The organism is Streptomyces sp. NPDC058685 (assembly GCF_042714725.1).
Lineage (GTDB): Bacteria > Actinomycetota > Actinomycetes > Streptomycetales > Streptomycetaceae > Streptomyces.
Genome location: NZ_JBHXSL010000045.1, coordinates 25,426 through 50,768, shown reverse-complemented (window position 1 = coordinate 50,768; position 25,343 = coordinate 25,426). Strand labels below are relative to the sequence as shown.

At 70.9% G+C, this 25,343-nt stretch carries 24 protein-coding genes; 15 read left to right on the top strand and 9 right to left on the bottom strand.

Annotated elements, in window-relative coordinates:
• Positions 1-22: 22 nt before the first annotated feature.
• Positions 23-2,908, top strand: a complete 2,886-nt coding sequence (gcvP, locus tag ACFWU3_RS28330; RefSeq protein WP_384443380.1) for an aminomethyl-transferring glycine dehydrogenase — start codon at positions 23-25, stop codon at positions 2,906-2,908.
• A 73-nt stretch (positions 2,909-2,981) separates the two neighbouring features.
• On the opposite strand, the gene ACFWU3_RS28325 is transcribed toward gcvP, so the two are convergent.
• Positions 2,982-3,173 (bottom strand): DUF5999 family protein, encoded by a 192-nt coding sequence (locus ACFWU3_RS28325; RefSeq protein WP_313947578.1) that lies wholly within the window; start codon positions 3,171-3,173, stop codon positions 2,982-2,984.
• Positions 3,174-3,457: 284 nt separating this feature from the next.
• Positions 3,458-4,045: a hypothetical protein gene (locus ACFWU3_RS28320; RefSeq protein ID WP_384443378.1), complete on the bottom strand. Its 588-nt coding sequence runs from the start codon at positions 4,043-4,045 to the stop codon at positions 3,458-3,460.
• 484 nt (positions 4,046-4,529) lie between these two features.
• Between ACFWU3_RS28320 and ACFWU3_RS28315 the strand changes: the two genes are divergently transcribed.
• Together ACFWU3_RS28315 and ACFWU3_RS28310 are read left to right on the top strand one after the other, a co-directional pair.
• Positions 4,530-6,041, top strand: coding sequence for a glutamate--cysteine ligase (locus ACFWU3_RS28315; protein WP_384443376.1), 1,512 nt, complete (start codon positions 4,530-4,532; stop codon positions 6,039-6,041).
• 303 nt (positions 6,042-6,344) lie between these two features.
• Positions 6,345-7,097 (top strand): type II CAAX prenyl endopeptidase Rce1 family protein, encoded by a 753-nt coding sequence (locus tag ACFWU3_RS28310; RefSeq protein WP_384443374.1) that lies wholly within the window; start codon positions 6,345-6,347, stop codon positions 7,095-7,097.
• Between the two features lie 67 nt (positions 7,098-7,164).
• Here the strand turns inward: ACFWU3_RS28310 and ACFWU3_RS28305 are convergent, their stop codons facing one another.
• Positions 7,165-7,986 (bottom strand): PhzF family phenazine biosynthesis protein, encoded by an 822-nt coding sequence (locus ACFWU3_RS28305; RefSeq protein ID WP_384443372.1) that lies wholly within the window; start codon positions 7,984-7,986, stop codon positions 7,165-7,167.
• 137 nt (positions 7,987-8,123) lie between these two features.
• On the opposite strand from ACFWU3_RS28305, the gene ACFWU3_RS28300 reads away from it, so the two are divergent.
• Entirely contained in the window at positions 8,124-8,732 is a 609-nt protein-coding gene (locus ACFWU3_RS28300; protein ID WP_384443370.1) for a PadR family transcriptional regulator, read from the top strand.
• A 121-nt stretch (positions 8,733-8,853) separates the two neighbouring features.
• Here the strand turns inward: ACFWU3_RS28300 and ACFWU3_RS28295 are convergent, their stop codons facing one another.
• Entirely contained in the window at positions 8,854-9,282 is a 429-nt protein-coding gene (locus ACFWU3_RS28295) for an SRPBCC family protein (protein ID WP_384443368.1), read from the bottom strand.
• A gap of 260 nt (positions 9,283-9,542) precedes the next feature.
• Between ACFWU3_RS28295 and ACFWU3_RS28290 the strand changes: the two genes are divergently transcribed.
• The 3 genes from ACFWU3_RS28290 to ACFWU3_RS28280 all read left to right on the top strand — a co-directional run bounded on the left by ACFWU3_RS28290 (position 9,543) and on the right by ACFWU3_RS28280 (position 12,328).
• Positions 9,543-10,130, top strand: coding sequence for a Clp protease N-terminal domain-containing protein (locus ACFWU3_RS28290; RefSeq protein ID WP_384443366.1), 588 nt, complete (start codon positions 9,543-9,545; stop codon positions 10,128-10,130).
• Between the two features lie 12 nt (positions 10,131-10,142).
• Positions 10,143-11,150: a DMT family transporter gene (locus tag ACFWU3_RS28285; RefSeq protein ID WP_384443363.1), complete on the top strand. Its 1,008-nt coding sequence runs from the start codon at positions 10,143-10,145 to the stop codon at positions 11,148-11,150.
• 161 nt (positions 11,151-11,311) lie between these two features.
• The gene (locus ACFWU3_RS28280) at positions 11,312-12,328 is read left to right on the top strand and encodes a DMT family transporter (RefSeq protein ID WP_384443361.1); all 1,017 of its coding nucleotides are present in this window, start codon (positions 11,312-11,314) and stop codon (positions 12,326-12,328) included.
• A 126-nt stretch (positions 12,329-12,454) separates the two neighbouring features.
• Here the strand turns inward: ACFWU3_RS28280 and ACFWU3_RS28275 are convergent, their stop codons facing one another.
• On the bottom strand, positions 12,455-13,123 hold the full coding sequence (locus tag ACFWU3_RS28275; RefSeq protein ID WP_384443358.1) for a pyridoxamine 5'-phosphate oxidase family protein: 669 nt from the start codon (positions 13,121-13,123) through the stop codon (positions 12,455-12,457).
• A gap of 23 nt (positions 13,124-13,146) precedes the next feature.
• Here ACFWU3_RS28275 and ACFWU3_RS28270 point away from each other — a divergent pair, with 23 nt between their 5' ends.
• The gene (locus ACFWU3_RS28270) at positions 13,147-14,478 is read left to right on the top strand and encodes an aminotransferase class I/II-fold pyridoxal phosphate-dependent enzyme (RefSeq protein WP_384443355.1); all 1,332 of its coding nucleotides are present in this window, start codon (positions 13,147-13,149) and stop codon (positions 14,476-14,478) included.
• Here ACFWU3_RS28270 and ACFWU3_RS28265 read toward each other — a convergent pair.
• Positions 14,469-15,563 (bottom strand): DMT family transporter, encoded by a 1,095-nt coding sequence (locus ACFWU3_RS28265; RefSeq protein WP_384443352.1) that lies wholly within the window; start codon positions 15,561-15,563, stop codon positions 14,469-14,471. The genes ACFWU3_RS28270 and ACFWU3_RS28265 overlap by 10 nt on opposite strands.
• Positions 15,564-15,637: 74 nt before the next feature.
• Here ACFWU3_RS28265 and ACFWU3_RS28260 point away from each other — a divergent pair, with 74 nt between their 5' ends.
• Positions 15,638-16,540, top strand: coding sequence for a LysR substrate-binding domain-containing protein (locus tag ACFWU3_RS28260; RefSeq protein ID WP_384443350.1), 903 nt, complete (start codon positions 15,638-15,640; stop codon positions 16,538-16,540).
• Positions 16,541-16,602: 62 nt separating this feature from the next.
• On the opposite strand, the gene ACFWU3_RS28255 is transcribed toward ACFWU3_RS28260, so the two are convergent.
• Positions 16,603-17,070, bottom strand: coding sequence for a pyridoxamine 5'-phosphate oxidase family protein (locus ACFWU3_RS28255; protein ID WP_384443347.1), 468 nt, complete (start codon positions 17,068-17,070; stop codon positions 16,603-16,605).
• A gap of 138 nt (positions 17,071-17,208) precedes the next feature.
• On the opposite strand from ACFWU3_RS28255, the gene ACFWU3_RS28250 reads away from it, so the two are divergent.
• Positions 17,209-17,880, top strand: a complete 672-nt coding sequence (locus ACFWU3_RS28250) for a cysteine hydrolase (RefSeq protein ID WP_384443344.1) — start codon at positions 17,209-17,211, stop codon at positions 17,878-17,880.
• 39 nt (positions 17,881-17,919) lie between these two features.
• Here the strand turns inward: ACFWU3_RS28250 and ACFWU3_RS28245 are convergent, their stop codons facing one another.
• Together ACFWU3_RS28245 and ACFWU3_RS28240 are read right to left on the bottom strand one after the other, a co-directional pair.
• Positions 17,920-18,384 (bottom strand): Rieske (2Fe-2S) protein, encoded by a 465-nt coding sequence (locus ACFWU3_RS28245; RefSeq protein ID WP_384443342.1) that lies wholly within the window; start codon positions 18,382-18,384, stop codon positions 17,920-17,922.
• Between the two features lie 94 nt (positions 18,385-18,478).
• Positions 18,479-20,605, bottom strand: coding sequence for a prolyl oligopeptidase family serine peptidase (locus tag ACFWU3_RS28240; RefSeq protein ID WP_384443339.1), 2,127 nt, complete (start codon positions 20,603-20,605; stop codon positions 18,479-18,481).
• A gap of 84 nt (positions 20,606-20,689) precedes the next feature.
• Between ACFWU3_RS28240 and ACFWU3_RS28235 the strand changes: the two genes are divergently transcribed.
• The 5 genes from ACFWU3_RS28235 (at position 20,690) to ACFWU3_RS28215 (ending at position 25,295) form a co-directional block, all read left to right on the top strand.
• Positions 20,690-21,541 carry a HipA family kinase gene (locus tag ACFWU3_RS28235; RefSeq protein WP_384443336.1) on the top strand — a complete coding sequence of 284 codons (852 nt, stop codon included), beginning with the start codon at positions 20,690-20,692 and terminating at the stop codon, positions 21,539-21,541.
• On the top strand, positions 21,538-21,921 hold the full coding sequence (locus tag ACFWU3_RS28230; protein WP_327685321.1) for a DUF3037 domain-containing protein: 384 nt from the start codon (positions 21,538-21,540) through the stop codon (positions 21,919-21,921). The genes ACFWU3_RS28235 and ACFWU3_RS28230 overlap by 4 nt, the downstream gene beginning before the upstream one ends.
• A 136-nt stretch (positions 21,922-22,057) precedes the next feature.
• Positions 22,058-22,819: a 3-oxoacyl-ACP reductase FabG gene (gene fabG / locus ACFWU3_RS28225; protein ID WP_384443333.1), complete on the top strand. Its 762-nt coding sequence runs from the start codon at positions 22,058-22,060 to the stop codon at positions 22,817-22,819.
• Positions 22,820-22,836: 17 nt separating this feature from the next.
• Positions 22,837-23,598 carry an SDR family oxidoreductase gene (locus tag ACFWU3_RS28220; protein WP_356704645.1) on the top strand — a complete coding sequence of 254 codons (762 nt, stop codon included), beginning with the start codon at positions 22,837-22,839 and terminating at the stop codon, positions 23,596-23,598.
• Positions 23,599-23,714: 116 nt separating this feature from the next.
• The gene (locus ACFWU3_RS28215; protein ID WP_384443330.1) at positions 23,715-25,295 is read left to right on the top strand and encodes an ABC transporter substrate-binding protein; all 1,581 of its coding nucleotides are present in this window, start codon (positions 23,715-23,717) and stop codon (positions 25,293-25,295) included.
• The last annotated feature ends 48 nt before the right edge of the window (positions 25,296-25,343 follow it).

Genomic DNA, 25,343 nt, shown 5'->3' with positions numbered 1-25,343 from the left:
GTCAGACCAGGAGGCCTCCATCATGACCGCCAACCGCATTCCGCTCGCACAGCTGGAGCGAGGCACCCCCTTCGAGCAGCGCCACATCGGACCCGACGCCGAGGCGCAGGCCAAGATGCTGGCCCAGGTGGGATACGGCTCGCTCGACGAGCTGACCGCCGCCGCGGTTCCCGACGTCATCAAGAACGCCGAGGCGCTCGCGCTGCCCGAGGCGCGCACCGAGCCCGAGGTCCTCGCCGAGCTGCGCACGCTCGCCGACCGGAACACGGTCCTGGCGCCGATGATCGGCCTCGGCTACTACGGCACGTTCACGCCGCCGGTCATCCTGCGCAACGTCATGGAGAACCCGGCCTGGTACACCGCGTACACGCCGTACCAGCCCGAGATCTCCCAGGGGCGGCTCGAAGCCCTGCTGAACTTCCAGACCATGGTCGCCGAGCTGACGGGTCTGCCCACCTCGGGCGCCTCGCTGCTCGACGAGAGCACCGCCGCCGCCGAGGCCATGTCGCTCGCCCGCCGCGTCGGCAAGGTCAAGAACGGCGTGTTCCTCGTCGACGCCGACGTCCTGCCGCAGACCCTCGCGGTGATCGAGACCCGCGCCGAGCCGACCGGCGTGGAGGTCGTCACCGCCGACCTGCACGACGGCATTCCGGCCGAGATCGCCGAGCGGGGCGTCTTCGGCGTCCTGCTGCAGTACCCGGGCGCCTCGGGTGTCGTACGCGACATCAAGCCCGTGATCGACCAGGCGCACGAGCTCGGTGCGATCGTCACCGTCGCCGCGGACCTGCTCGCGCTGACCCTGCTCACCTCGCCCGGTGACCTCGGCGCGGACATCGCGGTCGGCACCACGCAGCGCTTCGGCGTCCCGATGGGCTTCGGCGGACCGCACGCCGGCTACATGGCGGTGCGCGAGAAGTTCGCCCGCAGCCTGCCGGGACGGCTCGTCGGCGTCTCCGTCGACGCGGACGGCAACCGGGCGTACCGCCTCGCGTTGCAGACCCGTGAGCAGCACATCCGCCGCGAGAAGGCCACCAGCAACATCTGCACCGCTCAGGTGCTGCTCGCCGTGATGGCGGGCATGTACGCCGTCTACCACGGGCCCGAGGGCCTGCGGGCGATCGCCCGGCGCACCCACCGCTACGCGACGCTGCTCGCCGAGGGCCTGCGGGCCGGCGGTGTGGAGGTCGTCCACGGCGCGTACTTCGACACGCTCACCGTCCGCGTGCCGGGCAGGGCGGCCGACGTGCTGCACGCCGCCCGCGAGGGCGGGGTGAACCTGCGCCTCGTCGACGCCCACCACGTCTCCCTCGCCTGCGACGAGACCACGAACCGTGCGCAGCTGACCGCCGTGTGGGGCGCCTTCGGCGTCGACGCCGACATCGAGGCGCTGGACGCGGCCTCCGTGGACACCCTGCCCGAGGCCCTGCTGCGCACCGACGAGTACCTCACGCACCCGGTCTTCCACCAGAACCGTTCCGAGACCGCGATGCTGCGCTACCTGCGCCGCCTCGCCGACCGTGACTACGCGCTGGACCGCGGCATGATCCCGCTCGGCTCCTGCACCATGAAGCTGAACGCGACCACCGAGATGGAGCCGGTGACCTGGCCCGAGTTCGGGCAGATGCACCCCTTCGCCCCCGTGGACCAGGCCGCCGGATATCTGACGCTCATCCGCGAGCTGGAGGAGCGTCTCGCCGAGGTCACCGGCTACCACAGCGTCTCCATCCAGCCCAACGCCGGTTCGCAGGGTGAGCTGGCCGGACTTCTGGCCGTCCGCGCCTACCACCGCGCCAACGGCGACGACCAGCGCACCGTCTGCCTCATCCCGTCGTCCGCCCACGGCACCAACGCCGCGAGCGCCGTCATGGCCGGCATGAAGGTCGTCGTGGTCAAGACCGCCGACGACGGCGAGATCGACGTCGAGGACCTGCGCGCCAAGATCGAGCAGTACCGCGACGAGCTGTCGGTGCTGATGATCACCTACCCGTCCACGCACGGCGTCTTCGAGGAGCACGTCGCCGACATCTGCGCCCAGGTCCACGAGGCCGGCGGCCAGGTGTACGTCGACGGTGCCAACCTCAACGCGCTGGTCGGCCTCGCGAAGCCGGGCAAGTTCGGCGGCGACGTCTCGCACCTGAACCTGCACAAGACCTTCTGCATCCCGCACGGCGGTGGCGGTCCGGGCGTCGGCCCGGTCGGTGTGCGCGAGCACCTCGCCCCGTACCTGCCGAACCACCCGCTCCAGCCCACGGCGGGCCCGGAGACGGGCGTGGGCCCGATCTCGGCCGCCCCGTGGGGCTCGGCGGGCATCCTGCCCATCTCCTGGGCGTACGTCCGGCTCATGGGCGGCGAGGGCCTCAAGCGGGCCACGCAGGTCGCCGTGCTCGCCGCCAACTACATCGCCAAGCGTCTCGAGCCGCACTACCCGGTGCTCTACACCGGCCCGGCGGGCCTGGTCGCGCACGAGTGCATCGTGGACCTGCGGCCGCTGTCGAAGGCGACGGGCGTCAGCGTCGACGACATCGCCAAGCGTCTGATCGACTACGGCTTCCACGCCCCGACCATGTCGTTCCCGGTGGCCGGCACGCTGATGATCGAGCCCACCGAGAGCGAGGACCTGGGCGAGATCGACCGCTTCTGCGAGGCGATGATCGCCATCCGCGCGGAGATCGAGAAGGTCGCGTCGGGCGAGTGGCCCGCGGCGGACAACCCGCTGAGCAACGCCCCGCACACGGCGGCCGCGCTGGGCGGTGCGTGGGAACACTCCTACAGCCGTGAGGAGGCCGTCTTCCCGGCCGGCGTGAGCGCCGCGGACAAGTACTGGCCGCCGGTGCGACGGATCGACGGCGCGTTCGGCGACCGCAACCTCGTCTGCTCCTGCCCGCCGCTGGAGGAGTACGACAACTGACGGGTGACGCCTATGCGTCGGGGCCGGTACGGAGGATGAGTCTCCGGCCGGCCCCTTCTCGTACGGACGGCGCTCAGGCGGCCGTCATGACCTGGCGGTGCGGCGCGATGATCTGCCCGTCGGGCAGCAGCTCACCGGTGTCCTCGAAGAGGAGCACGCCGTTGCACAGCAGGCTCCAGCCCTGCTCCGGATGGTGCGCCACCAGGCGCGCCGCTTCCCTGTCGGCAGAGTCGGATGTCGGGCAGGCTGGTTGGTGCTGGCACATGGGTGGGTTCTTTCGCTGCGGTGTGTGAGTCCTGCGGCTGGATGAAGTGTTCATGGCCGCCCCCCGTATCTGTCGGTCCGATCCCAGTGTTGCCCTACGGGCGTCAATCCGCAGGGATTTCGCGGCAGCTCTTCTTACTGGTTAATGACGTATCACCCGGGCGGACGGTTCAGCTCAACTGAGCTGTCCTTTCGGGTGGTTCAGGGGGGCCGGTTCGGGCTAGTCCGGTCGGGGCGGCAGTGCGCCCCGCGACCGGACGGTCACGGGGCGCGAGCAGCGGTTTTTCAGGCCGGCGAGCCGAGCAGCGGGGCGGGGGTGAGCCGCAGGGTCATCACCGGAAGCAGATCGGCGACCCGGTGCGGCCGGTGGGCCGCGATGCCGGGCGGGGCCGGGGCGAGGGGGACCAGGACATCGGTCGGGAGAGGCATGCCCGTCGATGCGTCCGCGTCGGTGTCGCCGTGCAGCCACAGGGTGAGCATGTAGAGCTCGGGGATGGACAGGAGGCGGGGCTGGAAGGCGGTGTGCATGGACTCGGCCTGCCGCAGCGCGCGTTCGGTGGAGATGAGATAGGGGCCCTCGAAGAAGTGCGAGAAGGTCCAGCCGTCGGCGGTGAGGGTCGTCTCCGCGGCGGCCACACTTCTCTCTCCGCTGCGGATGAGGAAACGCCAGCCCGTGAGGCGGGTGCACGGGCGGCCGGCGCTGGGCACGATGCGGTCCAGTACGTGGACGGGGAGCGGCGATTCGGGACTGACAGGTCCCTGGACGGACCTCAGTGCTGGTGTGCGGTCCTCACGGACGGCGGTAGGGGAACCGAGTGCCGCAAGGACGCTGCGGAGGGCAGGCGCGGGAGCCGGGGGGACATGCAGCGGCATGATGGGTCGCCTCTCACTTGGAGACACGGTGAAACGTGGGCAGGTGCGGACGGCACTGTCAGCGTGCGGGGTCAGAGGGGGGCCGGGACAGGCCGCCGGGCGCCAACTCTCTGCCTCGTTTGCGGAGTTTATACGACACGTGTTCTCACAATGTTTCCGCTAGTGCTCGTGCGTATTTCCCGCAAGGCAGGTTCAGGTCTTTCTCCTGCGGAGTTTCAGGGGGTTTTATCCGGCCTGTAACGCCACAACCTGGGATTTCCTCCACGGGTCGGTAGGCTGAAACCCGTCGGTGTTTTTCACCAGGCGACCGGTGCTGGAAACTGCGTTCTGCGGCATGCCGAGTGAATGTGCCGCTCGGGCGCGCATCCCACAGTAGCGGTCACCGGGCGTTCCCGCCGCGTTATAGATCAGCCAGCCGGGGCATTATCGTCCGTGACGCGAGCGACCAGAGCTGCGTGGAGCCCACTCGAGGAGGGACCCTTCGATGGGGGAGAAGGTCGTGGCAGGCGGCATCGCGCTGTCCGATCGGCAACGCCACCGCCGGAAGTTGCAGCAGTGCCTGGCGGGACTGGGGCGACTGCTGGACGAGAAGAGGTTCGACCGGCCCAAGAATCTCATGGGGCTGGAGATCGAGCTGAATCTCGCAGGTGCCGACGGGCTGCCTCGGATGATAAATGCGGAGGTTCTGGAACGCATCGCGAGCCAGGATTTCCAGACCGAGCTGGGAATGTTCAATCTGGAAGTGAACATTGTGCCGCACAGGCTCGGTGGACAGGTTCTGGATCAGCTGGGGGAGGAGTTGCGCACCGGGCTCGGATATGCGGACCGGAAAGCGAACGAGGTCGGTGCCGGCATCGTGATGATCGGCATCCTGCCGACCCTCGAGCAGGGCGACCTGGTGTCGGCGAACCTCTCCGACGTCGACCGCTACACGCTGCTGAACGACCAGATCGTCGCGGCCCGCGGTGAGGACTTCGCGCTGGACATCGACGGCGTCGAGCGGCTCAGCTGCACCTCGGCGTCGATAGCCCCCGAGGCCGCCTGCACCTCGGTGCAGTTGCACCTCCAGGTGACGCCCAACCGGTTCGCCGACGTGTGGAACGCGGCGCAGGCGGTGGCCGGCGTACAGGTGGCGGTGGGGGCCAACTCCCCCTTCCTGTTCGGGAGGGAGCTGTGGCGCGAGTCGCGGCCGCCGCTGTTCCAGCAGGCGACCGACACCCGGCCGCCCGAACTCCAGGCCCAGGGCGTACGGCCGCGGACCTGGTTCGGCGAACGGTGGGTGGATTCGGCGTACGAACTCTTCGAGGAGAACCTGCGGTACTTCCCTCCGCTGCTGCCGATATGCAACGACGAGGATCCGCTGCGGGTGATCGAGGACGGCGGCATCCCCGGGCTCCATGAACTCGTGCTGCACAACGGCACCGTGTACCGCTGGAACCGGCCGGTGTACGGCGTCGCCGACGGCGTGCCCCATCTGCGCGTGGAGAACCGGGTCCTGCCGGCGGGCCCCACGGTCACCGACGTGATCGCCAACGCCGCGTTCTACTACGGACTCGTGCGCGCCCTCGCCGAGGAGCCGCGGCCGGTGTGGAGCAGGCTGCCGTTCTCGGCCGCCGCGGAGAACTTCGACGCGGGGTGCCGGCACGGCATCGAGGCGGAACTCCAGTGGCCGCGGCCGGGCCGGGCGGGCGGCATCACCACGGTGCCTGTCGCCAAGCTCGTGCGCGACGAACTGCTGCCGCTGGCCGCCGCGGGGCTCGACGCCTGGAACATCGAGCCGGCCGACCGTGACAAGTACCTCGGGGTGATCGAGGAGCGCTGCAAGCGGCGGATGAACGGCGCGTCCTGGCAGTCCGAGACGTATCACCGTGCGCTGGAGGCGGGCCTGGGAAGGGACGCGGCTCTCGCCGCCACCACCCGTCGCTACTGCGAGCTGATGCGTGAGGGCGACCCCGTCCACACCTGGCCGGTCGGCTTCCCGGGGCCGCGGAACTGAGCGGGGAGGGCCGACGGCGCGGTCGGCGACCGGCGCGGGTGACCGTGCCGGTCGTCCGGTGTGCGGGCGGGTCCTGTTCGGCGAGTGATCCGCCGGTCCGGGACCCTGCCCGGCAACGGCCGGACGGGACCTGCCTCCCCTCCCCGGCCGGGCGTCGGGCAAGCTGTGACGTCTCAACCTGTGGTGTTGCCCCGGTGATGTCCGCCGGCGGCACGAGGATGGGGACACGACGGGCTCGGTCTATGGGAGGCACGTGTGCAGGCGGATGCGGGGCGCGTGGCTGATCCCCTCCCCGGGGAGGGCATGCCGCGGAAGATCTTGCGGTCCGAGATGCTCCTGGTGCTCGCGCTCTCGCTGGGCGCGAGCGGAGTGTCGGCGCTCATCAGCTTCGTCGGGTCGCTGACGAAACCGGGCGGGCTGAAGGACCAGGCGGCCACGCTCAACGGGTCGTACGCGCCGGGCCGGCCCTGGCTCGACCTCTCCTGGCAGCTGTTCGGCATCGCCTCCGCCCTGGTGCCGGTGCTGCTGGTGGCCCATCTGCTCCTGCGCGAGGGAGCGGGGATGCGTGCGATCGGCTTCGACCGGAGCCGGCCGTGGTCCGACCTCGGGCGCGGCACGCTCGTCGCGGCGGGGATCGGCAGTGCCGGACTCGCCTTCTATCTGGCCGCGCGCGCGTCCGGGTTCAATCTCACCGTCGTGCCGGAATCGCTGCCCGACGTGTGGTGGAAGTATCCGGTCCTGATCCTGTCGGCGATCCAGAACTCCGTCGTGGAGGAAGTGATCGTCGTCGGGTATCTGCTCCGCAGGCTCGACCAGTTGGGCTGGACGCCGATGGCCGCGCTGGCGGCGAGCTCGGTGCTGCGCGGCTCCTACCACCTCTACCAGGGCATCGGCGGCTTCATCGGCAACATGGTGATGGGCGTGGTCTTCGTCCTGCTGTACCGGCGCTGGGGACGGGTCGGGCCGCTCGTGGCCGCGCACGCGCTGCTCGACATCGTGGCCTTCGTCGGGTACGGGCTGCTCGCCGGGAAGGTGAGCTGGCTGCCCACGATGTGACGCGGGCGAGCATGACCAGGAGGCGTACGGCACATGCCGTACGCCCCTGTCCCTTTGCGGCACGCGGTCAGGGAGCGGTGAGCAGGTCGCCCTCGATGACGGTCACGGCGCTGCCGGTCAGCGCGGTGCGCTCGCCCCGCAGCGAGGTACGCACCAGGCCGGAGCGGGCGGAGGCCTGGAGCCCGGTCAGATCCGCCCGCCCGAGACGGGCCGACCAGAAGGGCGCGAGGGCCGTGTGGGCGCTGCCCGTCACGGGATCCTCGTCGATGCCGACCCGCGGGAAGAAGCACCGCGAGACGAAGTCGTAGCCGGCGACCGGATCGTCGGCGGCGGCCGTGGCGATGACGCCGCGGTCGGAGACGTCGACGAGTGCCCGGTGGTCCGGGCGCAGGCCCCGCACGGTCTTCTCGTCGGCGACCTCGACGAGGAGATCGCCGACGTGCGGACCCGTGTCGTGCACCGAGAACACCTCCGCTCCCAGCGCCGCGGCCAGTGAGGCCGGGGTCTCGACCGCCGTCAGGGGTGAGGTCGGGAAGTCGAGCGTGATCGTGCCGTCGTCCCCGGCGGTGGCCGTGAGGATGCCGCAGCGCGCGGCGAAGCGCACCGTGCCCGTACCCGCACCCGTGGTGTGCAGGACATGGGCGGTGGCGAGCGTGGCGTGGCCGCACATGTCGACCTCCGTGGCCGGGGTGAACCAGCGCAGCGCCCAGTCGGCGTCCGCGCCGGGCGGCAGCGGATGGGCGAAAGCGGTCTCCGAGAGGTGGACCTCGGTGGCCACCTGCTGGAGCCAGGTGTCTGCCGGAAAGCCGTCGGCGTCCAGCAGCAGGACTCCCGCGGGGTTGCCGGCGAAGGGGCGGTCGGTGAAGGCGTCGACGATTCGAATCCGCATGAGCCGACCGTAGAGCCCGGACAAAGCCGCAGGCCAAGGCCAATCCGGGATCGGCGGCCCCATGGGAGTTGTCATGCGAGCTATTCCGATATATCGTTGACGCATCGCGACAGATCAACGATGGAAGGGGCGTAGTCATGCGTTCATCAGGACACGAACACGGTCACCGTCAGGGACACTGCGGACCCGGCCATCAGGGTCGGGGCGACTTCGAAGGGCGCCGGGGAGCGTTCGGTCCGTTCGGGCCGCCGTTCGGCGGCGGGCCCTTCGGGGGCGGCGGGCGCGGCCGCGGTGGTGGCAGGGGAAGGGCGCGGCGCGGTGACGTGCGTGCCTCGATCCTGGCGCTGCTGAAGGACCGCCCGATGCACGGTTACGAGATGATCCAGGAGATCGGCGAGCGCAGTGGCGGGGCCTGGAAGCCCAGTCCCGGCTCGGTCTATCCGACGCTCCAGCTGCTCGAGGACGAAGGCCTGATCACCAACCAGAGCGAGGGCGGCAAAAAGCTGTTCACGCTCACGGAATCGGGCCGCGCCGAGGCCGAGTCGGGGCCGGACGCCCCGTGGGAAGAGGCCGGGCGCACCGTCGACTGGGACACGGTCAACGAGATCCGGCAGGCCGGCTGGGGGCTGATGGAAGCCTTCGGGCAGGTCTGGAAGACCGGCAGCCCCGAGCAGCGGCAGAAGGCCGTCGAGGTCATCAACGAAGCCCGCAAGAAGCTCTATCTGATTCTCGCCGACGAGCACTGACCCGTGGACGAGTACTGACCCGTGATGGACGGCAGGGCCCCGCGCATCCGCGCGGGGCCCTGTTCCTGTTCACATGGGGTGGGTCGCAGGCCATGGGGTGGCCGGAAGGTGCCGGGCGAGATCAGGCGACCAGGCCGCCCAGCTTGCGCAGTGACTCGTTGAGGGCGGCCGTCGCGGAATCCTTGAGTTTGCCGGCCATGAGGGAGACCGCCGCGCCCGTGAACTCGCCGTCGATCCGCACCAGCGTCGCGTCGCCCTCCGGGGTGAGCGAGTACCGGTTGCCGACAGTGACGCCCATCGGGCCCTTGCCCCTGATCCCGAGCAGCCTGCCGGCCTCGAACTCGTCGACGGTCCAGGTCACTTCGGCGGGGAAGCCCATCAGCTTCATGTTCTCCTCGTAGGTGGCGCCCACTTCGAGAGTCGTCGGCCCGCCCTTGGGGAAGCTGGTGTGCGTGGCGTTCCACCGGCCGTACCCGCTGAAGTCCGTCAGCTCGGCCCAGACCTTCTCGGCCGGTGCCTCGATGCGTGCCTCGGCGCTGACTTCGGCCATACGACCACCCCTTCGTATCGGGTCACGGTGTCGCGGAACGTAGCCGTAGTGCCGCGAACATTCAATACTGATGAACAGTCAGAAATGTGTGACCGGGTCGCTCCCGCGACGGGCAAGGCGGCGCGCGGCAGACGGGAAGAACTGTCTCGATCTCATCCGCAAGGAGGAGAAACCGTCCAGGTGTGCCCAACCTCCGTGGGATGCGCGAATGAGTCCCTCCGGGGACGCCTGGGCCCTCGATGGCTGATGAGGTGGGAGATGTGCAGAGCCCTACCCCGTGGCTGCCGCAGCAGCCCGCCGCCACCCGTGCGGAGAACGACGCCCGACTGACAGCGGAGCTCGCCTCCGCGCTCGCGAGTGCGCGCCGGCGGGCGTTGCGTGACGGAGACCGGCAGATCGACACCGCGCATCTGCTGCACTCGCTGCTCGAGACCGACGCCGACGTCCGCGGCGCGTTCGGCCCCGGCCCGCAGGTGGCCAGGGTGCTCGGCTATCTCGTGCAGCGCAGCATCGGGTACGGGCTGCGCTGGCAGGGCTCGGTGGAGGACTCGGGCGCGGTTCCCGTCGTCCGCGCCCCGGAGGTCGACACCTCGGGGTATTCGCCGGCGGCCGTCGCGGCGATACACGGTGCGCTGGAGCGAGCCGAGAGGCGCGGCGAGGCGCGCGCGGGAGGCGTCGATCTCCTGGCCGCTCTCGCCGCCGACGGGGAGTGCCGTGCCGTGGAGGTGCTCGCCAGGGCGGGGGTGGACGCGGCCGAACTGGACGGGCGGATCGAGTCCGGACCGCCGGTGGGACCGGGCGCCCGTCTCGACATGTGCAACGGGGTCGACGGTCCTGACCCGCGCTGACATGATGTGCCGATGCAGGCGTCTTGGGGAAGGAACGCCGGCCTGGGACTCGCCCTGGGCTCGGCGTTCGCGTTCGGTGGATCGGGTGTCGCGGCCAAGCCGCTGATCGAGGCGGGTCTCGACCCGCTGCATGTGGTGTGGCTACGGGTGGCCGGCTCGGCATTGATCATGCTGCCGGTGGCCTGGCGCCACCGCGATCTCGTACGCCGTCGGCCCGCCCTCCTGCTCGGCTTCGGGCTGCTCGCCGTCGCGGGCGTCCAGGCCTGCTATTTCGCCTCGATCTCGCGGATCCCCGTCGGTGTCGCGCTGCTCATCGAATATCTCGCGCCCGCCCTCGTGCTCGGCTGGGTCCGCTTCGTGCAGCGCCGGCCCGTCACCCGTGCCGCTGCCGTCGGGGTGGTGCTCGCCGTCGCCGGACTCGCGTGTGTCGTCGAGGTCTGGTCGGGACTGACCTTCGACGCGCTCGGTCTGCTGCTGGCGCTCGGCGCCGCGTGCTGCCAGGTCGGCTACTTCGTGCTGTCCGACCATGGCGGCGACGGCGACAACGCCGCCGACCCGCTGGGGGTCATCGCGTACGGGCTGCTGGTCGGCACCGCCGTGCTGACCGTCATCGCCCGGCCGTGGTCGATGGACTTCTCGCTGCTCGGCGGCAGCGCCTCCATGGGCGGGACCGCGGTCCCCGCCGGGCTGCTGCTCGCCTGGGTGGTGCTCGTCGCCACCGTCCTCGCGTACGTCACCGGTGTCGTCTCGGTGCGCAAGCTGTCGCCGCAGGTTGCGGGCGTGGTGGCCTGCCTGGAGGCGGTCATCGCCACCGTGCTCGCCTGGGTCCTCCTGCGGGAGCATCTGTCGGCGCCGCAGATCGTGGGCGGTGCCGTGGTGCTGATCGGGGCGTTCATCGCCCAGTCCCAGGCGCCGAAGGCCCCGTCCGGGCCGGTGGCCTCGGGGTCCGTCCTCGCCGTCGCGCCGGATGAGGGCGCCGGCGGGGAAGAGCGGTTGTCGGTCGAGAGGGCCGGAACGTAAGGTGGCGATCATGCACTTGACCGTCCTTCCGCCGCCTGCCGCATAACGCGGGCGGCCAGCCGTTGACGAAGACCGGGCTCGGGGTGTCCCCGAGCGGTTCGTCGCTGCCCGCGTGACGGAGCCGAGCGACCACCATCCCGTTCTTCACACGGAGAAGTCACGTGCCGAATTCTTCCTCCACGTCCGCTGTCGGCGTGCCCGCGCAAGCCGCCGCTCCCGTGCGGATCCCGTTGCCCGTCGGGCGCAGCCTCCTCTACCTCGTCTTCGCCGGAGTCGCCTGGGGGACCGCGGGGGCGGCTGCCTCTCTGGTCTTCCGCCTGAGTGATCTCGGTCCTCTCTCGCTCTCCTTCTGGCGCTGCGCCGGAGGACTCGTCCTGCTGCTGGGTGCGCTCGCACTGCGCGCCCGGCGGGGCTCGGCGGGCCATGCCGTCCGTGCCGCGCATGCCGCCGCCGAGCCGCGCCGGCGCCGGCTGGTGCGGATCCTCGGTACGGGGATCGGGCTCACCGTCTTCCAGAGCGCGTACTTCGCGGCGGTCCAGGCGACCGGCCTCGCCGTGGGCACGGTCGTCACCCTCGGCGCGGGACCCGTCCTCATCGCGGTGGGTGCGCGGCTGACGATGGGCGAGCGCCTCGGCCGGGGCGGTGTCGTCGCCGTCACCGGCGCGCTCGCCGGACTGGCGGTCCTCGTCCTCGGCGGCGGGGGCGGCACGGTGCGGCCCGTCGGCGTCGCGCTCGCCCTGCTGTCGGCGGCCGGCTACGCGGCGATCACGCTCCTGACCCGATGGCTGGGCCGGGACGGCAGTGGCGACTCGATGGCCACGACGGCGTGGGCGTTCGGTATCGGAGCCGTGGGACTGCTGCCGATGGCCCTCGCCGAGGGCCTGCTGCCGCACACCGACGAACTGGGGCACGTCGTGTGGCTGCTGGCGTACGTCGCCGCCGTGCCGACCGCACTCGCGTACGCGCTCTACTTCGCGGGAGCCGCGGTCGTACGGGCGGCCACCGTGTCGGTGATCATGCTGCTGGAGCCGGTGAGCGCGGCGCTGATCGCGGTGACGTTGCTCGACGAACGGCTCACGGCGGCGACCGTGGTGGGCACGCTGCTCCTGCTCGCGGCGGTGGCGGGACTGGCCGTCGCGGAGACACGGACGGTGCGGCCGGTGAGGCGCGCGGGCTGAGAAGGCGGGGGCCGGTGAGGCGCGCGGGCTGAGAAGGCGGGGGCCGGGCCGGCTCTCGAACCGGCCGGCCCCCTGGCCACCCGGGGCCCGGATGCGAGCCGCGTCCGCCCGGCCCGGTATCGCCTTTCAGCGGGAGGCGATGTACTCCGGGAGCGCGATCGACGCGTCCAGGTCCTGCGCGGGGATCGCGGGCCCGTACGACGTGCGCAGTGGAAGGACTCCCGTCCAGTGCGGGAGACCCGCGTCCTCGGGCTCGTCGTTCGGGCCGCCGGTGCGCACCTTCGCGGAGACCTCCGTCAGGTCCAGTCGCAGGACCGCCGTCGCCGCCAGTTCCTTCGGGTTGGCGGGGCGGGAGTCCTCGGCGCGGCCCGGCACGACCTGGTCGACCAGGGCGTCGAGGGCGGCACGCTTCTCGGCCGGGTCGGTCACCGGGTGGGCCGTCGCGTGGATCACGACCGAGCGGTAGTTGATCGAGTGGTGGAACGCGGAGCGGGCGAGGACCAGCCCGTCGACATGGGTGACCGTCAGACAGACCGGCAGGCCGGGGTCCGGCTCTCCCGCCATGCGCAGGGGGCGTGACCCCGTCGAACCGTGGACGTACACATGCTCGTCGACACGGGCGAAGAGCGTCGGCAGCACGACGGGCGCGCCGTCCCGGACGAAGCCGAGATGGCAGAGGTAGGCCTCGTCGAGTATGGAATGAACCAGCTCGCGGTCGTACGAGGCGCGTTCCCGCGCACGGGTGGGGACGGTGCGTTCCGTCGCTTCGTAGACGTCCGGCATTGCGATCTCCATTGCACTAGCGCATAATATTGTTTGTGCTAGGAGAGTATCGGATCGAAGGTCGGCGCGCATCGGAGATTGCCGCCAGTGTCGAGCGCGCGGTCGGTGCGGGAGAGCTGGAGCCGGGGCAACTGCTGCCTCCCATGAGGGAGTTGGCGACCCGTCTCCAGGTGAACCCGAATACCGTCGCGGCCGCCTACCGGACCCTGCGCGAGCGCGGGGTCATCGAGACGGCGGGCCGCCGGGGGAGTCGGGTGCGGCCGCGCCCGGCGAGCACCTCGCGCGGATCCATCCGGGTCGACGCGCCGCCGGGCGTGCGCGATGTCAGCAAGGGGAACCCGGACCCCTCCCTGCTGCCGCCCCTCGGCGCGGCTCTCGCCGCGGCCGCCGCCCGCAACGAACGCGAGCCGGGGCTCTACGGACTGGAGCCCGTGGACGCCGAGTTCGGGCGGCTCGTCCGTGCCGGGCTGGACGCCGACGGAGTACCGGACGGCCCGGTCGCCGTCACCTCCGGGGCGCTCGACGCCATCGAGCGGGTGCTCGCCGCCCATCTGCGGCCCGGCGACGCCGTCGCCGTCGAGGACCCCGGCTGGGGAAGCCTGCTGGACCTGGTGACGGCGCTGGGGCTGAAGCCCGTACCCGTGGCCCTCGACGACGACGGACCGCTCGCCGCCGAGGTGGAGCGGGCACTCGAAGGCGGCGCGAGGGCGCTTGTCGTCACCGACCGCGCCCAGAACCCGACGGGCGCCGCGCTCGGCGCGGCCCGCGCAGCCGAACTGCGGGCCGTCCTCGCCCGCTTCCCCCGGACCCTGCTCATCGAGGACGACCACGGCCACGCCATCGTCGATCTGCCCCTGCATCCTCTCGCCGGTGTCACCGACCACTGGGCGTTCGTGCGGTCCGTGGCCAAGGCGTACGGCCCGGACCTGCGGGTCGCGACGCTGACCGGCGACACCGTCACCGTCGACCGCGTGTCGGGACGCCTGGGTCTGGGGCCGGGCTGGGTGAGCCGGCTGCTTCAGCGCGCGGTGGTCCATCTGTGGACCGCGAGAGCGGTCGACGTACCGGCGGTGGCGCTGTCCTACGGGAAGCGGCGCGATGCCCTCGTGCGGGCGCTGGCACGGCGCGGTGTCGAGGCGTACGGCCGCAGCGGCATGAACGTCTGGGTGCCGGTCGGCGACGAGACGGGCGCGGTGGCGCGACTGCTGCACGCGGGGTGGGCCGTAGCGCCGGGCGCGAGATTCCGGATGTCGTCGCCGCCCGCGGTACGGATCACCGTCTCGGACCTCGATCCGGACGAGATCGAGGCGGTGGCCGAGGTGCTGGCGGCGACGGTCGGACCGGCTCCCGCGCGCAGCTACGGCTGAGGGGCGGGCGCCTTCGCGGCGGAGGGGGCGTCGGACCGGCTGACGGTGGCGCCCTCGGCCGGGTTCGCGAGCGGTGCGGCGGCAGCCGTGGCCGGTTCGCCGGCGGACCCCTGCGTCGCCGGGCCGGCGACGATCCTCGCGGTCTTCGGCTTCGCCCGGCTCTGCGTGAGTGCCGCGCCGGCCAGCACGATGAGGGCGCCCACCGGGGTGTTCCAGCTCAGCTGCTCGCCGAGTACGAGGACCCCCGCCGCTGTGGCGATCACCGGAATGAAGTAGGTGACCATCTGGGCCGTCGTCGGGCCGACCTCATGGACCAGGCCGTACTGCACCAGCAGGGCGAACCCGGTGCCGAGCGCGCCGAGCGCGACCACGGCCAGGAGCGGGACGACCGGGAACGACGTCGGCATCGTCGTGAACAGCGGTGTCACCACCGCGAGTTGGACCGTCGCAAGAAGCAACTGCGCACCCATCAGGGAGAGGTTGGAGTGACTGCTGCCCGCCAGGGTGCGGCGCACATAGATCCAGCCGACCGGGTAGCTCAGCGACGCGAGCAGCGCCATCGCCGTACCGCCGACGTCGAGTCCCGAGAACCCCTGCCACGCTCCGAGCACGGTCAGCACACCGAGGAAGCCGATGCCGAGGCCGGCCACCCTGCGCCGGGTCGGACGGTCCTCGGAGAGGGCGACCACGGACAGCACCATGCCCCACAGCGGCGAGGTGGCGTTGCAGATGCCGGCCAGGGTCGAGGGGATCGTGAGCTCGGAGTAGGCGAAGAGGGAGAAGGGCAGCGCGTTGAGCAGGAACGCGGCCACCGTCAGATGGCCCCAGGTCCGCAGCGAACGCGGCATCCGCTCCCGGCGCACCGTCATCGCCACGGCGAGGACGGCGGTGCCGAAGAAGAGCCTGCCCAGGGTCACCTGGAACGGTGCGTAGGCCCCCGTGCCGACCTTGATCAGCAGAAAGCTGAAGCCCCAGACGGCGGAGAGTGCGGCGAAGCGGATACGCCAGTCGAGCCGGGGGCGGCCGGGAGCGGCCGGGGCGGGGCGGGGGTCCGAGGAGGTCCGGGAGGGAGCGGCGGCGGTCATGACAGCCAGCTTCGTCGTATCAACCTCGTAGAACAAGCGAGAATTCGTTGCCGTATTCGCTTAGCATTGCTTACATGTTGAATCTGGAGCGCCTGCGGACCCTGGACGCCCTGGCCCGCCACGGCTCGGTCAGTGGCGCGGCCGACGGACTGCACGTCACGACCTCCGCGGTCTCCCAGCAGATGGCCAAGCTGGAACGGGAGGTGGGCCAGCAACTGCTGGCGAAGAACGGGCGGGGCGTCCGGCTCACCGACGCCGGCCAACTGCTCGCCGACCATGCCGCGCGCATCCTCTCCCAGGTCGCGCTCGCCCAGTCCGACATCGAGGCGCGGCGCGGACAGGTGGTCGGCGAGGTCCGGATCGGCGCCTTCCCGACAGCCGCCCGCGGGCTGTTCCCCGCGGCGATCTCCACGCTGCACCGGCAGCATCCCGAACTGGGCGTCCAGTCCCGCGAACTGGAACCGGAGCAGGCCATTCGGCACGTCATCCGGGGAGACCTCGACCTGGCCGTGGTGCTCGACTGGAGCAACAAGCGACTGCCCGTGCCCGGCGGTCTCGCCCAGGCTCACCTGCTCGACGACGCGCCCGATGTGGCGATGCCCGCGGACCACGCGCTCGCCGGCCGCGGCGAGGTCGACCTCGCCGAGTTCGCCGAGGACGAGTGGGTCTCCTGGCCGGAAGGCGAGTTCTGCCACGAGTGGCTGGTCTTCACCCTGCGCTCGCACGGCATCGAACCGCGGATCTCGCATCTGGCGGGGGAGCACCACACCCAGCTCGCGCTGATCGCCGCGGGCCTCGGCGTGTGCGTCACCCCCAGGCTCGGCCGGGGCCCGGTGCCGGACGGTGTCGCGCTCGTTCCCGTACGGCAGCAGATGCAGCGCCATGTGTACGCGGTCTGGCGCACGGACGCGGACCGCCGCCCCTCGATCAGGGCGGCGGTGACGGCCTTGCGGGCCGCGGCCGGGTCGGAGCGCTGACACCGCCCCCGAACCGGGCCCCTGTCACCGCCGCCTCGCCGAAGCCTCGGCACTCCGTCGCGTCAGAGGGCGGACATCTTCCTGAAGTCCCAGGACGCGACCGCGTCGGGCGTCAGCCGCAGCCAGGCATGCCTGCCGTCGTGAGACATCTCGTCGAGCCCGAAGTTCTTCCGCGCGAACAGGGCTTCGGGAACATCCAGTTCGGGGCAGGGCTCGCCCGTACGCGGTGCCTCGCCGACGAACACCGCGGTGCCGGAGAGCTCCACACCCCGCAGTTCGCCGTAGTCCTCGCCGTCGTCGACCACGACGGCGAGCCGGGGATCGTGGCGCAGATCGGCCCAACGCCGGCTGCGGGTGAGGGAGTACAGCCACAGCGAGGTCCCGTCCCAGGCGAACCACAGCGCGCCGGCGTGCGGGCGGCCGTCGGCCGAGACGGTGGCCACGCGACAGGTGCGCTGCTCCGTCAGAAACGCGTCCAGTTCACCGGCGCTCATCATGATCCGGCGGCCCCGGCGCTGTTCGACGGCCATGGCGGCCCCTCCCTGTAGCTGACGATGTGTCAGAAATCATGAGGGCTCTTCCCTCCGCGCGCAATGGAGGCTACTGTCACGCGCCCGGTCCGGCCCATGACACCCGGTCGGTCGGACCGCGACACCCGAGGGGGAGCCGTGCCGAGTGCCGACCAGCTCGCGGACCAGCTCGATCCGGTGACCACGGCGCTGCTCACCGTCGAATGCCAGCAGGGTGTGGTCGGCGACCACAGCGCCCTGCCCGAACTCGCCGCGCAGGCACGGTCGTCGGGCGTACTCCACCAGGTCGCCCGGCTCGTCGCCGGAGCGCACGAGGTGGGCGTCCAGGTGCTGCACGCGGTGGCGGAGCGCCGTCCCGACGGCCGCGGCGCCAACCACAACGCCCGCCTCTTCCGGGCTGCCGGACGCCTTCCCGTCCAGCAGCACTCCGGTACATCGGCGGTGCGCATCGCTCCGCCGATCGAGGTCGCGGACGAGGACCTCGTCGTGCGCCGGCTGCACGGCCTTTCGCCCATCGCCGGAACGGACGTGGACGCGCTGCTGCGCAATCTCGGCTGCCGCACCGTCGTCGTCGTCGGCGTCTCGGCGAACATCGCCGTGCCCAACGCCGTGTTCGACGCGGTGAATCTGGGCTACACGGCCGTCGTGGCCCGGGACGCCATCGCGGGGGTGCCCGCCGACTACACCCCCGCGATGATTCGCAACACGCTCGCGCTCGTCGCCACGATCGCCACCACCGACGAGGTGCTGGCCTGCTGGAAACGCCCTCGCCGTACCCGGCGGGACCGGACGGCGTCGGAGGCGGGCTGAGGCCGGGTCGTGCCGGCCGAGTGATCGCCCGGACAGGGTCTAGGAGAGCTTGATCGAGTTTCCGTCGACCGTGATGTCGGCCGGCGGCAGCGGCGTGGTCGCCGGCCCCGCCTTGACGCTGCCGTCGGTCGCGTCGAACTTGCTCTGATGGCACGGACAGGTGATCACGCCGTCGGAGACGTCCTTCACCGCACACCCCTGATGGGTGCACTTGGAGGAGAACGCCTTGAACTCGCCCGCCCTCGGCTGGGTGATCACCACGTCCCCGACGACCTTGCCACCGCCCTCGGGAATGTCGGCGGTCGTCGCGATCACCTTGCCGCCGGTGCCACCGGTACCGCCTGTGGTGCCGGTTCCTCCGTCGCCGGGCTGCTCCGACACGGAGCCCCCGCCGTCGTCCGAGCCTCCGCACGCGGTCAGCGCGACGGCGAGACCGGCTCCGCCCGCGGCGGCGACGACCGTCCGACGTGCGATGGTGCGGGACGGCCCCTGTGATCCGGTCATGACTGCTCCTTCGGTCTGTACGGTCCCTGTCGGCCGGACATCAGCCGGTTCCTCGTGATGGTGTACGGCCCCCTCTTCGGCAGCGTTCAGATTCTCAAAGTTTCAAGGACTTTCTCAGGAAGTCGGCCTCCCACAGCAGAAGGCTGCTCGCCTGGTCCTGTTGCGTGACCATGTGGGTCGCCCCCGACAACGGGAGCACACTGTGGGGCCTTCCGGCCGCGAGCAGGGCCGACGAGAAGCGCAGCATATGGGCGAGAACCACATTGTCGTCCGCCACCCCGTGCACCAGCAGCAGCGGCCTTCTGAGCTGATGGGCGAACGGGACGAGTGAACTGCGCTCGTACGTCTCGGGGGTGACCTCGGGGTGCCCGAGGAAGCGCTCCTCCCAGTGCGTGTCGTAGAGCCGCCGGTCCGTCGGGGCGGCGCCGGCGACGGCGGCGTGGAACACCTCGGGGTGGTGAAGCACCGCTCCGGCCGCCAGATATCCGCCGTAGGACCAGCCACGGATCGCGACCGCGTCCAGATCGAGGAAGGGATGCCGCTCCGCCGCCGCGTGCAGGGCGTCGATCTGGTCGTCGAGCGCGGGTGTCAACCGGTCTCCCCGGACCGCCTTCTCCCACTCCCTGCCCCGGCCAGGCGTGCCCCGGCCGTCCGTCACGAGCACCGCGAAGCCCTGCTCGGCGAACCACTGCGACACGGCCGTCCACCACCCTCCGGCCCGGACGACGATCTGCATGCCGGGGCCCGCGTACGGGTTGAGCAGCACCGGCAGTCGAGCCGAGCCCGGCTCGTACCAGGAGGGGAGGTAGAGCTGGCTGCGCAGTTCACGCCTGCCGAGCGAGAGGAACACCGGCCGGGGTGTGACGAGCGGTTGCTCGGCCAGCACGGCGATCCGCCCGACCGGCCGGCCCGCCTCGACGACGGTCACCGTGCGGCCCTCGTCCGTGACGCTGTCCAGGACCACGGTTTCCCCGCCGACGGAGGCCGTGTGCACACCGGCGGCTTCGCTGAGGCGAACGAAACCGGACTCCGGGCCGTAGCACCAGACATGGACCTCGGTGGGGTCCTCGTTCGCGGTGAACCACACCCGCCCGCCCACCGTGCCGACCACCTCACGGACGTGCAGTCCGGCCGGGGAGGCATCGTCGCCGACGCGCAGACCCCGCGTCCCGTCCGGGCGGACGAAGGTGCGGATGGCAGTGCCCAGCGAGGTGCGGCCGGGGTCGCCCGGCACCAGGTCGACCCACGCCGGATCGCGCCGTGTGTGCAGCACCTCGGTCGCGCCCGACTCCGGATCGACGGCCAGCAGCTGGGCGGTGCGCTGGTCGCGTGTCTGGACCCCGACCAGCGGGCCGAGCGCGTCCCACGAGACCGCGGTGACGTATTCGAAGGCGGTGTCGGTCCAGGTCCCCGGCTCGTGGGTCTCCGCGTCCGCGGCGGCCGGCAGCCGTACGGCCGTGGTCCGGTCGGTGCCGTCGAGACGCACGATGTGCAGGGACACCTCCGCGTTCGCGGTCCCCGCCGCCGGGTAGCGGACCGACCGCGGCTCCTTGGCCGGCTCGGACGGGTCGCCGATGTACCAGCGCTGGACGCGGGAGTTGTCCACCCGGGCCACCAGCAGGGCGTCCGAGCCGGGTGACCACCAGTGGCCGCGGGACCGTCCGATCGACTCGGCCGCCACATGGTCCGCGAGGCCCCAGGTCACCTCGGGACCCTCCGGGGCGGCGAGCAGCCGGTCGTCCGATCCATCGGTCCGCACGGCACGCAGTGCACCCCCGGTGACGTAGGCGATGGCCGTGCCGTCCGGCGACGGACGCGGATCGACCACCGGGCCTGCGGTGGCGATCCGGCACGGTGCGCCTCCGTCGGTCCGTACCGTCCACAACTCACCACCCAGCGCGAAGGCGACGAGCACCCCGTCGGCGTCGGTCGCGTAGGACACCACTCCCGAGGAGGTCACCCGGGCGCGTTCCCTGCGGACCCTCTCGGCCTCCGGTTCGTCGTCCCGCCCGCCGAGAGCTGCCGGATCGGCGAGCACACGCTCCCGGCCCGCCTCATGGATCCACAGCCGGCTCACCGGGTCGTCGCCGGCCGTGCCGCGGACGAAGAGCACACGCCGGCCGTCGGGCGAGACGGTGAGGAGCCGGGGGACACCCAGGGAGAAGCGGCGGGTACGGGCGAACTGGCGGGGGAAGCCGGGGGCTTCGATGTGATCACTCATGGGGCATCGTGCTCAGGTTCCGGAGGGCCGGAGCAAGCGAATAACCTCGCGATCATGCCCGCGGCCCCGAAGTACTGTGGGGCCATGCTCCCCGAAGTCACAGCGACCCGCTACGTCACGCCCCTGCGTGAGGGCGGCTCGCTCCCCGGCATCGTCGAGGCCGACGATCTCGGCACGTACGTCATGAAGTTCACCGGCGCAGGGCAGGGCCGCAAGACCCTGGTCGCCGAGGTCATCTGCGGACAGCTGGGCCGCCGGCTCGGCCTGCGCGTGCCCGATCTGGTCACCATGCAGCTCGACCCGGTCATCGGCCTCGGCGAGCCCGACCAGGAGGTGCAGGAGCTGCTGAAGGCGAGCGGCGGACTGAACCTCGGCATGGACTTCCTGCCGGGCTCGATCGGCTTCGACCCGCTGGCCTACGAGGTGGACCCGGCGGAAGCCGGCAAGGTCGTCTGGTTCGACGCGCTGATCAACAACGTCGACCGCTCGTGGCGCAACCCCAACATGCTGGTGTGGCACGGGGACCTGTGGCTCATCGATCATGGAGCCACCATGATCTGGCACCACAACTGGCCCGGAGCCGCCGCCTCCGCCGCCAAGCCGTACGACGCGTCCGACCACGCGCTCGCGCCGTTCCGGCCCGACATCGCCGCCGCCGCTGCCGAGCTCGCACCGCTCGTGACGGAGGAACTGCTGACCGAGGCCGCCGCGGACGTCCCCGACGAGTGGCTGGTCGACGAGCCCGGCTTCGAGACCACCGACGCCCTGCGGCGCGCCTATGTCGAGCCGCTGCTCGCCCGCGCGGCGACCATCCACGAACGGATCACGCTGACCGCGCCGTCCAGGCCCCGGCCCTCCCAGGCTCCCGGCTGGCTGACCCAGCATCTGACCCCCTGGCCGCACCCGACCAAGGCACAGAAGGCGGCCGGCGAATGAGCGAGCGTGAGGTCTTCGAGTACGCGGTGCTGCGGGTCGTGCCCCGTGTGGAGCGCGGTGAGTTCTTCAACGCGGGCGTGGTGGTCTACTGCCGGGCCCGGTCGTTCGTCGCCGCCCGTACGCACCTGGACGAGGTGAAGCTCAAGGCGCTGGACCCGCATGCCGATGTGACGGGAGTACGGGCCGCTCTGCACGCCGTCGAGGGCGTCTGCCGCGGCGGGGACGACGCGGGTCAGGCGTCCCGCGACGACGCCGGCCGCCGGTTCCGCTGGCTGATCGCACCGCGCTCGACCGTCGTCCAGCCCGGCCCGGTGCACACCGGGCTGACCGCCGATCCGCAGGCCGAGGCCGAACGGTTGCTGGAGCTGCTCGTACGGTGAGTGACCCGGCGCACGCGGTGGGCCGTTGACACCGCGTGCCATGGCTTCTAGCGTCTCGTCTGCTGAAGGTACTAAGCGGTCGCTCATCCGTCGGGACGTACCGGATGAGCCGCATCCAAGGGCGAGGAGAACCAGCATGTCCACCACCGAGCAGCGCGTCGCTGTCGTGACCGGCGGGGCGCGCGGCATTGGCGCAGCCACCGCGGTCCGGCTGGCGGCCGAGGGCCGTGCCGTAGCCGTACTCGACCTCGACGAGGCGGCATGCAAGGACACGGTCGAGAAGATCACCGCGGCGGGCGGCACGGCGCTCGCCGTCGGCTGCGACGTCTCCGACAGTGCTCAGGTGGAGGCCGCCGTGGCGCGCGTCGCCGCCGAGCTCGGCGCGCCGACGATCCTCGTGAACAACGCGGGCGTGCTCCGCGACAACCTGCTCTTCAAGATGAGCGAGTCCGACTGGGACACCGTGATGAACGTGCACCTCAAGGGCGCGTTCCTGATGGCCAAGGCGTGCCAGAAGCACATGGTCGACGCCGGCTTCGGCCGTATCGTCTCGCTGTCCTCCAGCTCCGCGCTGGGCAACCGCGGGCAGGCCAACTACGCCGCGGTCAAGGCCGGCCTCCAGGGCTTCACCAAGACCCTCGCCAAGGAGCTCGGCAAGTTCGGCATCACCGCCAACGCCGTCGCGCCCGGGTTCATCGTCACCGAGATGACGGCCCAGACGGCGGAGCGCGTCGGCATGGGCTTCGAGGAGTTCCAGGCCGCCGCCGCGACCCAGATCCCGGTCCAGCGCGTGGGGTACCCCGAGGACATCGCCGGCGCCATCGCCTTCTTCACGGGCGACGACGCGGGCTTCGTCTCCGGCCAGGTCCTGTACGTCGCCGGCGGACCGCTCAACTGAACCGGGAGACCACGAACATGACCGCAGAAGTACCTGACAGCGGAAAGGTCGCGCTGGTCACCGGCGCGAGCCGCGGCATCGGCTACGGAGTCGCCGAGGCGCTCGTCGCCCGCGGCGACCGGGTGTGCATCACCGGCCGTGGCGAGGACGCCCTCAAGGAGGCCGTGGAGAAGCTCGGCGCCGACCGGGTGATCGCCGTCCCGGGCAAGGCCCACGACGAGGCCCACCAGGCGGCCGCGGTGGAGCGCACCATGGAGGCGTTCGGCCGGGTCGACTTCCTGGTGAACAACGCCGGCACCAACCCGGTCTTCGGACCGATGGCCGAGCTCGACCTGAACGTCGCGCGCAAGGTCTACGAGACCAACGTGATCTCGGCGCTCGGCTTCGCCCAGCAGACGTGGAAGGCGTGGCAGAAGGAGAACGGCGGTGCGATCGTGAACATCGCGTCGGTCGCCGGCATCTCGCCCTCGCCCTTCATCGGCGCGTACGGGATGAGTAAGGCGGCCATGGTCAATCTGACCCTCCAGCTGGCCCACGAGTTCGCCCCCGGCGTGCGGGTGAACGCGATCGCGCCCGCCGTGGTCAAGACGAAGTTCGCCGAGGCGCTGTACGAGGGCCGGGAGGCCGAGGCGGCCGCGGCCTACCCGCTGGCGCGGCTCGGTGTGCCCGAGGACATCGGCGGTGCCGCCGCGTTCCTCACGTCGGACCAGTCGGACTGGATCACGGGCCAGACTCTGGTCGTCGACGGCGGTATCTTCCTCAATGCGGGCGTGCACTGAGCGAACTGAACCGTTTTGTTCATGAATGAACCAAGTGCCCTGCCGGGCTTTTAGGTTGACCCGGCAGGGCGCTGCGGTATGGTCGGCCGACCCATGGCTGAACGAGGAGCGTGCACGTGTTCTACCGGACCTGTCTGCAGGCCGCTGCAGCCCTAGCGTCCATATCTCTGCTGGCGGGATGCGGTCTGTTCTCCGATGCGGAAGCGGACGGCAAGCAGAAGATTTCAGTCGGTACGACGAGTGAGCCCACGACGCTCGATCCTGCCGCTGCCTGGGACGGTTCGTGGGAGTTGTTCCGAAACGTCTTCCAGACGCTCGTCAGCTTCCCGACCGGCAGTACGACGCCGCAGCCCGATGCGGCGAAGAAGTGCCAGTTCGTGGATCCGGCCAACAAGGTCTTCGAGTGCGAGCTGCGCTCGGGGCTGAAGTTCTCCAACGGTGACACGCTCGACGCCGCCGCCGTGAAGCACTCGATCGACCGCATCCAGAAGATCGATGTGCAGGGTGGTCCCAACGGTCTGCTCGGTTCCCTCGACAAGGTCGAGACGTCCGGCGACCGTGTGGTGCGCTTCCGCCTGAAGTCCCCGGACGCCACGTTCCCGTTCATCCTCGCCACGCCCGCCATGTCGATCGTGCCGCCCAAGGAGTACCCGGCGGACAAGCTCCGCGAGGACGGCGGGCTGACCGGTTCCGGACCCTACGTCCTGGACTCGTACAACAAGGGCGACAAGGCCGAGCTGACCCGCAACGACACCTACGCGGGCTTCGCCAAGCGCAAGAACGACGCCGTCACGATCCGTTACTACGGTGACTCCGACGTGATGGTCAAGTCCCTCAAGAAGAAGGAGATCGACGCGATCTACCGCGGTCTGACCGCGCCCGAGGTCGTCGAACTCCAGCAGAAGCTCCCCGAGAACGATCACCTCCAGCTCGTCGAGACCGTCGGCGCCGACATCCGCTACCTGGTCTTCAACTCCAAGGACCCGATGGCGAGCAAGCTCCCCGTGCGGCGCGCGATCGCCCAGATCGTGGACCGCGGCGCGCTGGTGAACAAGGTCTACCAGGGCACCTCCGAGCCGCTGTACTCGATGGTTCCGAAGGGCATCGCGGGCCACACCACGGAGTACTTCGACCGCTTCGGCGACCCGAGCGTGGCCAAGGCCAAGGACATCCTGGAGACCGCCGGCATCGACAAGCCGGTGCCTCTGACCTTCTGGTACACCACCGACCGTTACGGCTCGGCGACGGCACTGGAGTTCCGCGAGCTCAAGAGGCAGCTGGACGCGTCCGGTCTGTTCAAGATCACGATCCAGGGCAAGCCGGAGAAGGAGTTCCAGCAGGGCTACAAGTCCGGCACCTACCCCGTCTTCGGCCGAGGCTGGTTCCCCGACTTCCCGGACCCGGACAACTTCATCGCTCCGTTCGTCGGCGAGAAGAACGTGCTGAGCACGCCGTACGAGAACAAGGAGATCACCGACACGCTGCTGCCCGCCTCCCGGCGGGAGAGCGACCGTGGCGCGGTCACGACCGAGTTCGAGCGGGCCCAGGAGATCCTCGTCGACGACGTCCGGCTGCTGCCGCTGTGGCAGGGCAAGCTGTACGTCGCCGCCAGCGAGGAGATCGGCGGCGGCGAGCTCGCACTCGACCCGCAGACGGTCATGCAGATGTGGGAGCTGTACCGCAAGGCCAGCTGGTAGGACCCGCTGTCAGTGCCTCCGGGTAGGTTCTGTGGTCGGTAAGTGATC

What these genes read in the sequence shown, in the direction of transcription:
- gcvP (WP_384443380.1), top strand. Translation starts at nt 23, where the DNA reads ATGACCGCCAACCGCATTCCGCTCGCACAGCTGGAGCGAGGCACCCCC.
- ACFWU3_RS28325 (WP_313947578.1), bottom strand. Translation starts at nt 3,173, where the DNA reads ATGTGCCAGCACCAACCAGCCTGCCCGACATCCGACTCTGCCGACAGG.
- ACFWU3_RS28320 (WP_384443378.1), bottom strand. Translation starts at nt 4,045, where the DNA reads ATGCCGCTGCATGTCCCCCCGGCTCCCGCGCCTGCCCTCCGCAGCGTC.
- ACFWU3_RS28315 (WP_384443376.1), top strand. Translation starts at nt 4,530, where the DNA reads ATGGGGGAGAAGGTCGTGGCAGGCGGCATCGCGCTGTCCGATCGGCAA.
- ACFWU3_RS28310 (WP_384443374.1), top strand. Translation starts at nt 6,345, where the DNA reads ATGCCGCGGAAGATCTTGCGGTCCGAGATGCTCCTGGTGCTCGCGCTC.
- ACFWU3_RS28305 (WP_384443372.1), bottom strand. Translation starts at nt 7,986, where the DNA reads ATGCGGATTCGAATCGTCGACGCCTTCACCGACCGCCCCTTCGCCGGC.
- ACFWU3_RS28300 (WP_384443370.1), top strand. Translation starts at nt 8,124, where the DNA reads ATGCGTTCATCAGGACACGAACACGGTCACCGTCAGGGACACTGCGGA.
- ACFWU3_RS28295 (WP_384443368.1), bottom strand. Translation starts at nt 9,282, where the DNA reads ATGGCCGAAGTCAGCGCCGAGGCACGCATCGAGGCACCGGCCGAGAAG.
- ACFWU3_RS28285 (WP_384443363.1), top strand. Translation starts at nt 10,143, where the DNA reads ATGCAGGCGTCTTGGGGAAGGAACGCCGGCCTGGGACTCGCCCTGGGC.
- ACFWU3_RS28275 (WP_384443358.1), bottom strand. Translation starts at nt 13,123, where the DNA reads ATGGAGATCGCAATGCCGGACGTCTACGAAGCGACGGAACGCACCGTC.
- ACFWU3_RS28265 (WP_384443352.1), bottom strand. Translation starts at nt 15,563, where the DNA reads ATGACCGCCGCCGCTCCCTCCCGGACCTCCTCGGACCCCCGCCCCGCC.
- ACFWU3_RS28260 (WP_384443350.1), top strand. Translation starts at nt 15,638, where the DNA reads ATGTTGAATCTGGAGCGCCTGCGGACCCTGGACGCCCTGGCCCGCCAC.
- ACFWU3_RS28255 (WP_384443347.1), bottom strand. Translation starts at nt 17,070, where the DNA reads ATGGCCGTCGAACAGCGCCGGGGCCGCCGGATCATGATGAGCGCCGGT.
- ACFWU3_RS28245 (WP_384443342.1), bottom strand. Translation starts at nt 18,384, where the DNA reads ATGACCGGATCACAGGGGCCGTCCCGCACCATCGCACGTCGGACGGTC.
- ACFWU3_RS28240 (WP_384443339.1), bottom strand. Translation starts at nt 20,605, where the DNA reads ATGAGTGATCACATCGAAGCCCCCGGCTTCCCCCGCCAGTTCGCCCGT.
- ACFWU3_RS28235 (WP_384443336.1), top strand. Translation starts at nt 20,690, where the DNA reads ATGCTCCCCGAAGTCACAGCGACCCGCTACGTCACGCCCCTGCGTGAG.
- ACFWU3_RS28230 (WP_327685321.1), top strand. Translation starts at nt 21,538, where the DNA reads ATGAGCGAGCGTGAGGTCTTCGAGTACGCGGTGCTGCGGGTCGTGCCC.
- fabG (WP_384443333.1), top strand. Translation starts at nt 22,058, where the DNA reads ATGTCCACCACCGAGCAGCGCGTCGCTGTCGTGACCGGCGGGGCGCGC.
- ACFWU3_RS28220 (WP_356704645.1), top strand. Translation starts at nt 22,837, where the DNA reads ATGACCGCAGAAGTACCTGACAGCGGAAAGGTCGCGCTGGTCACCGGC.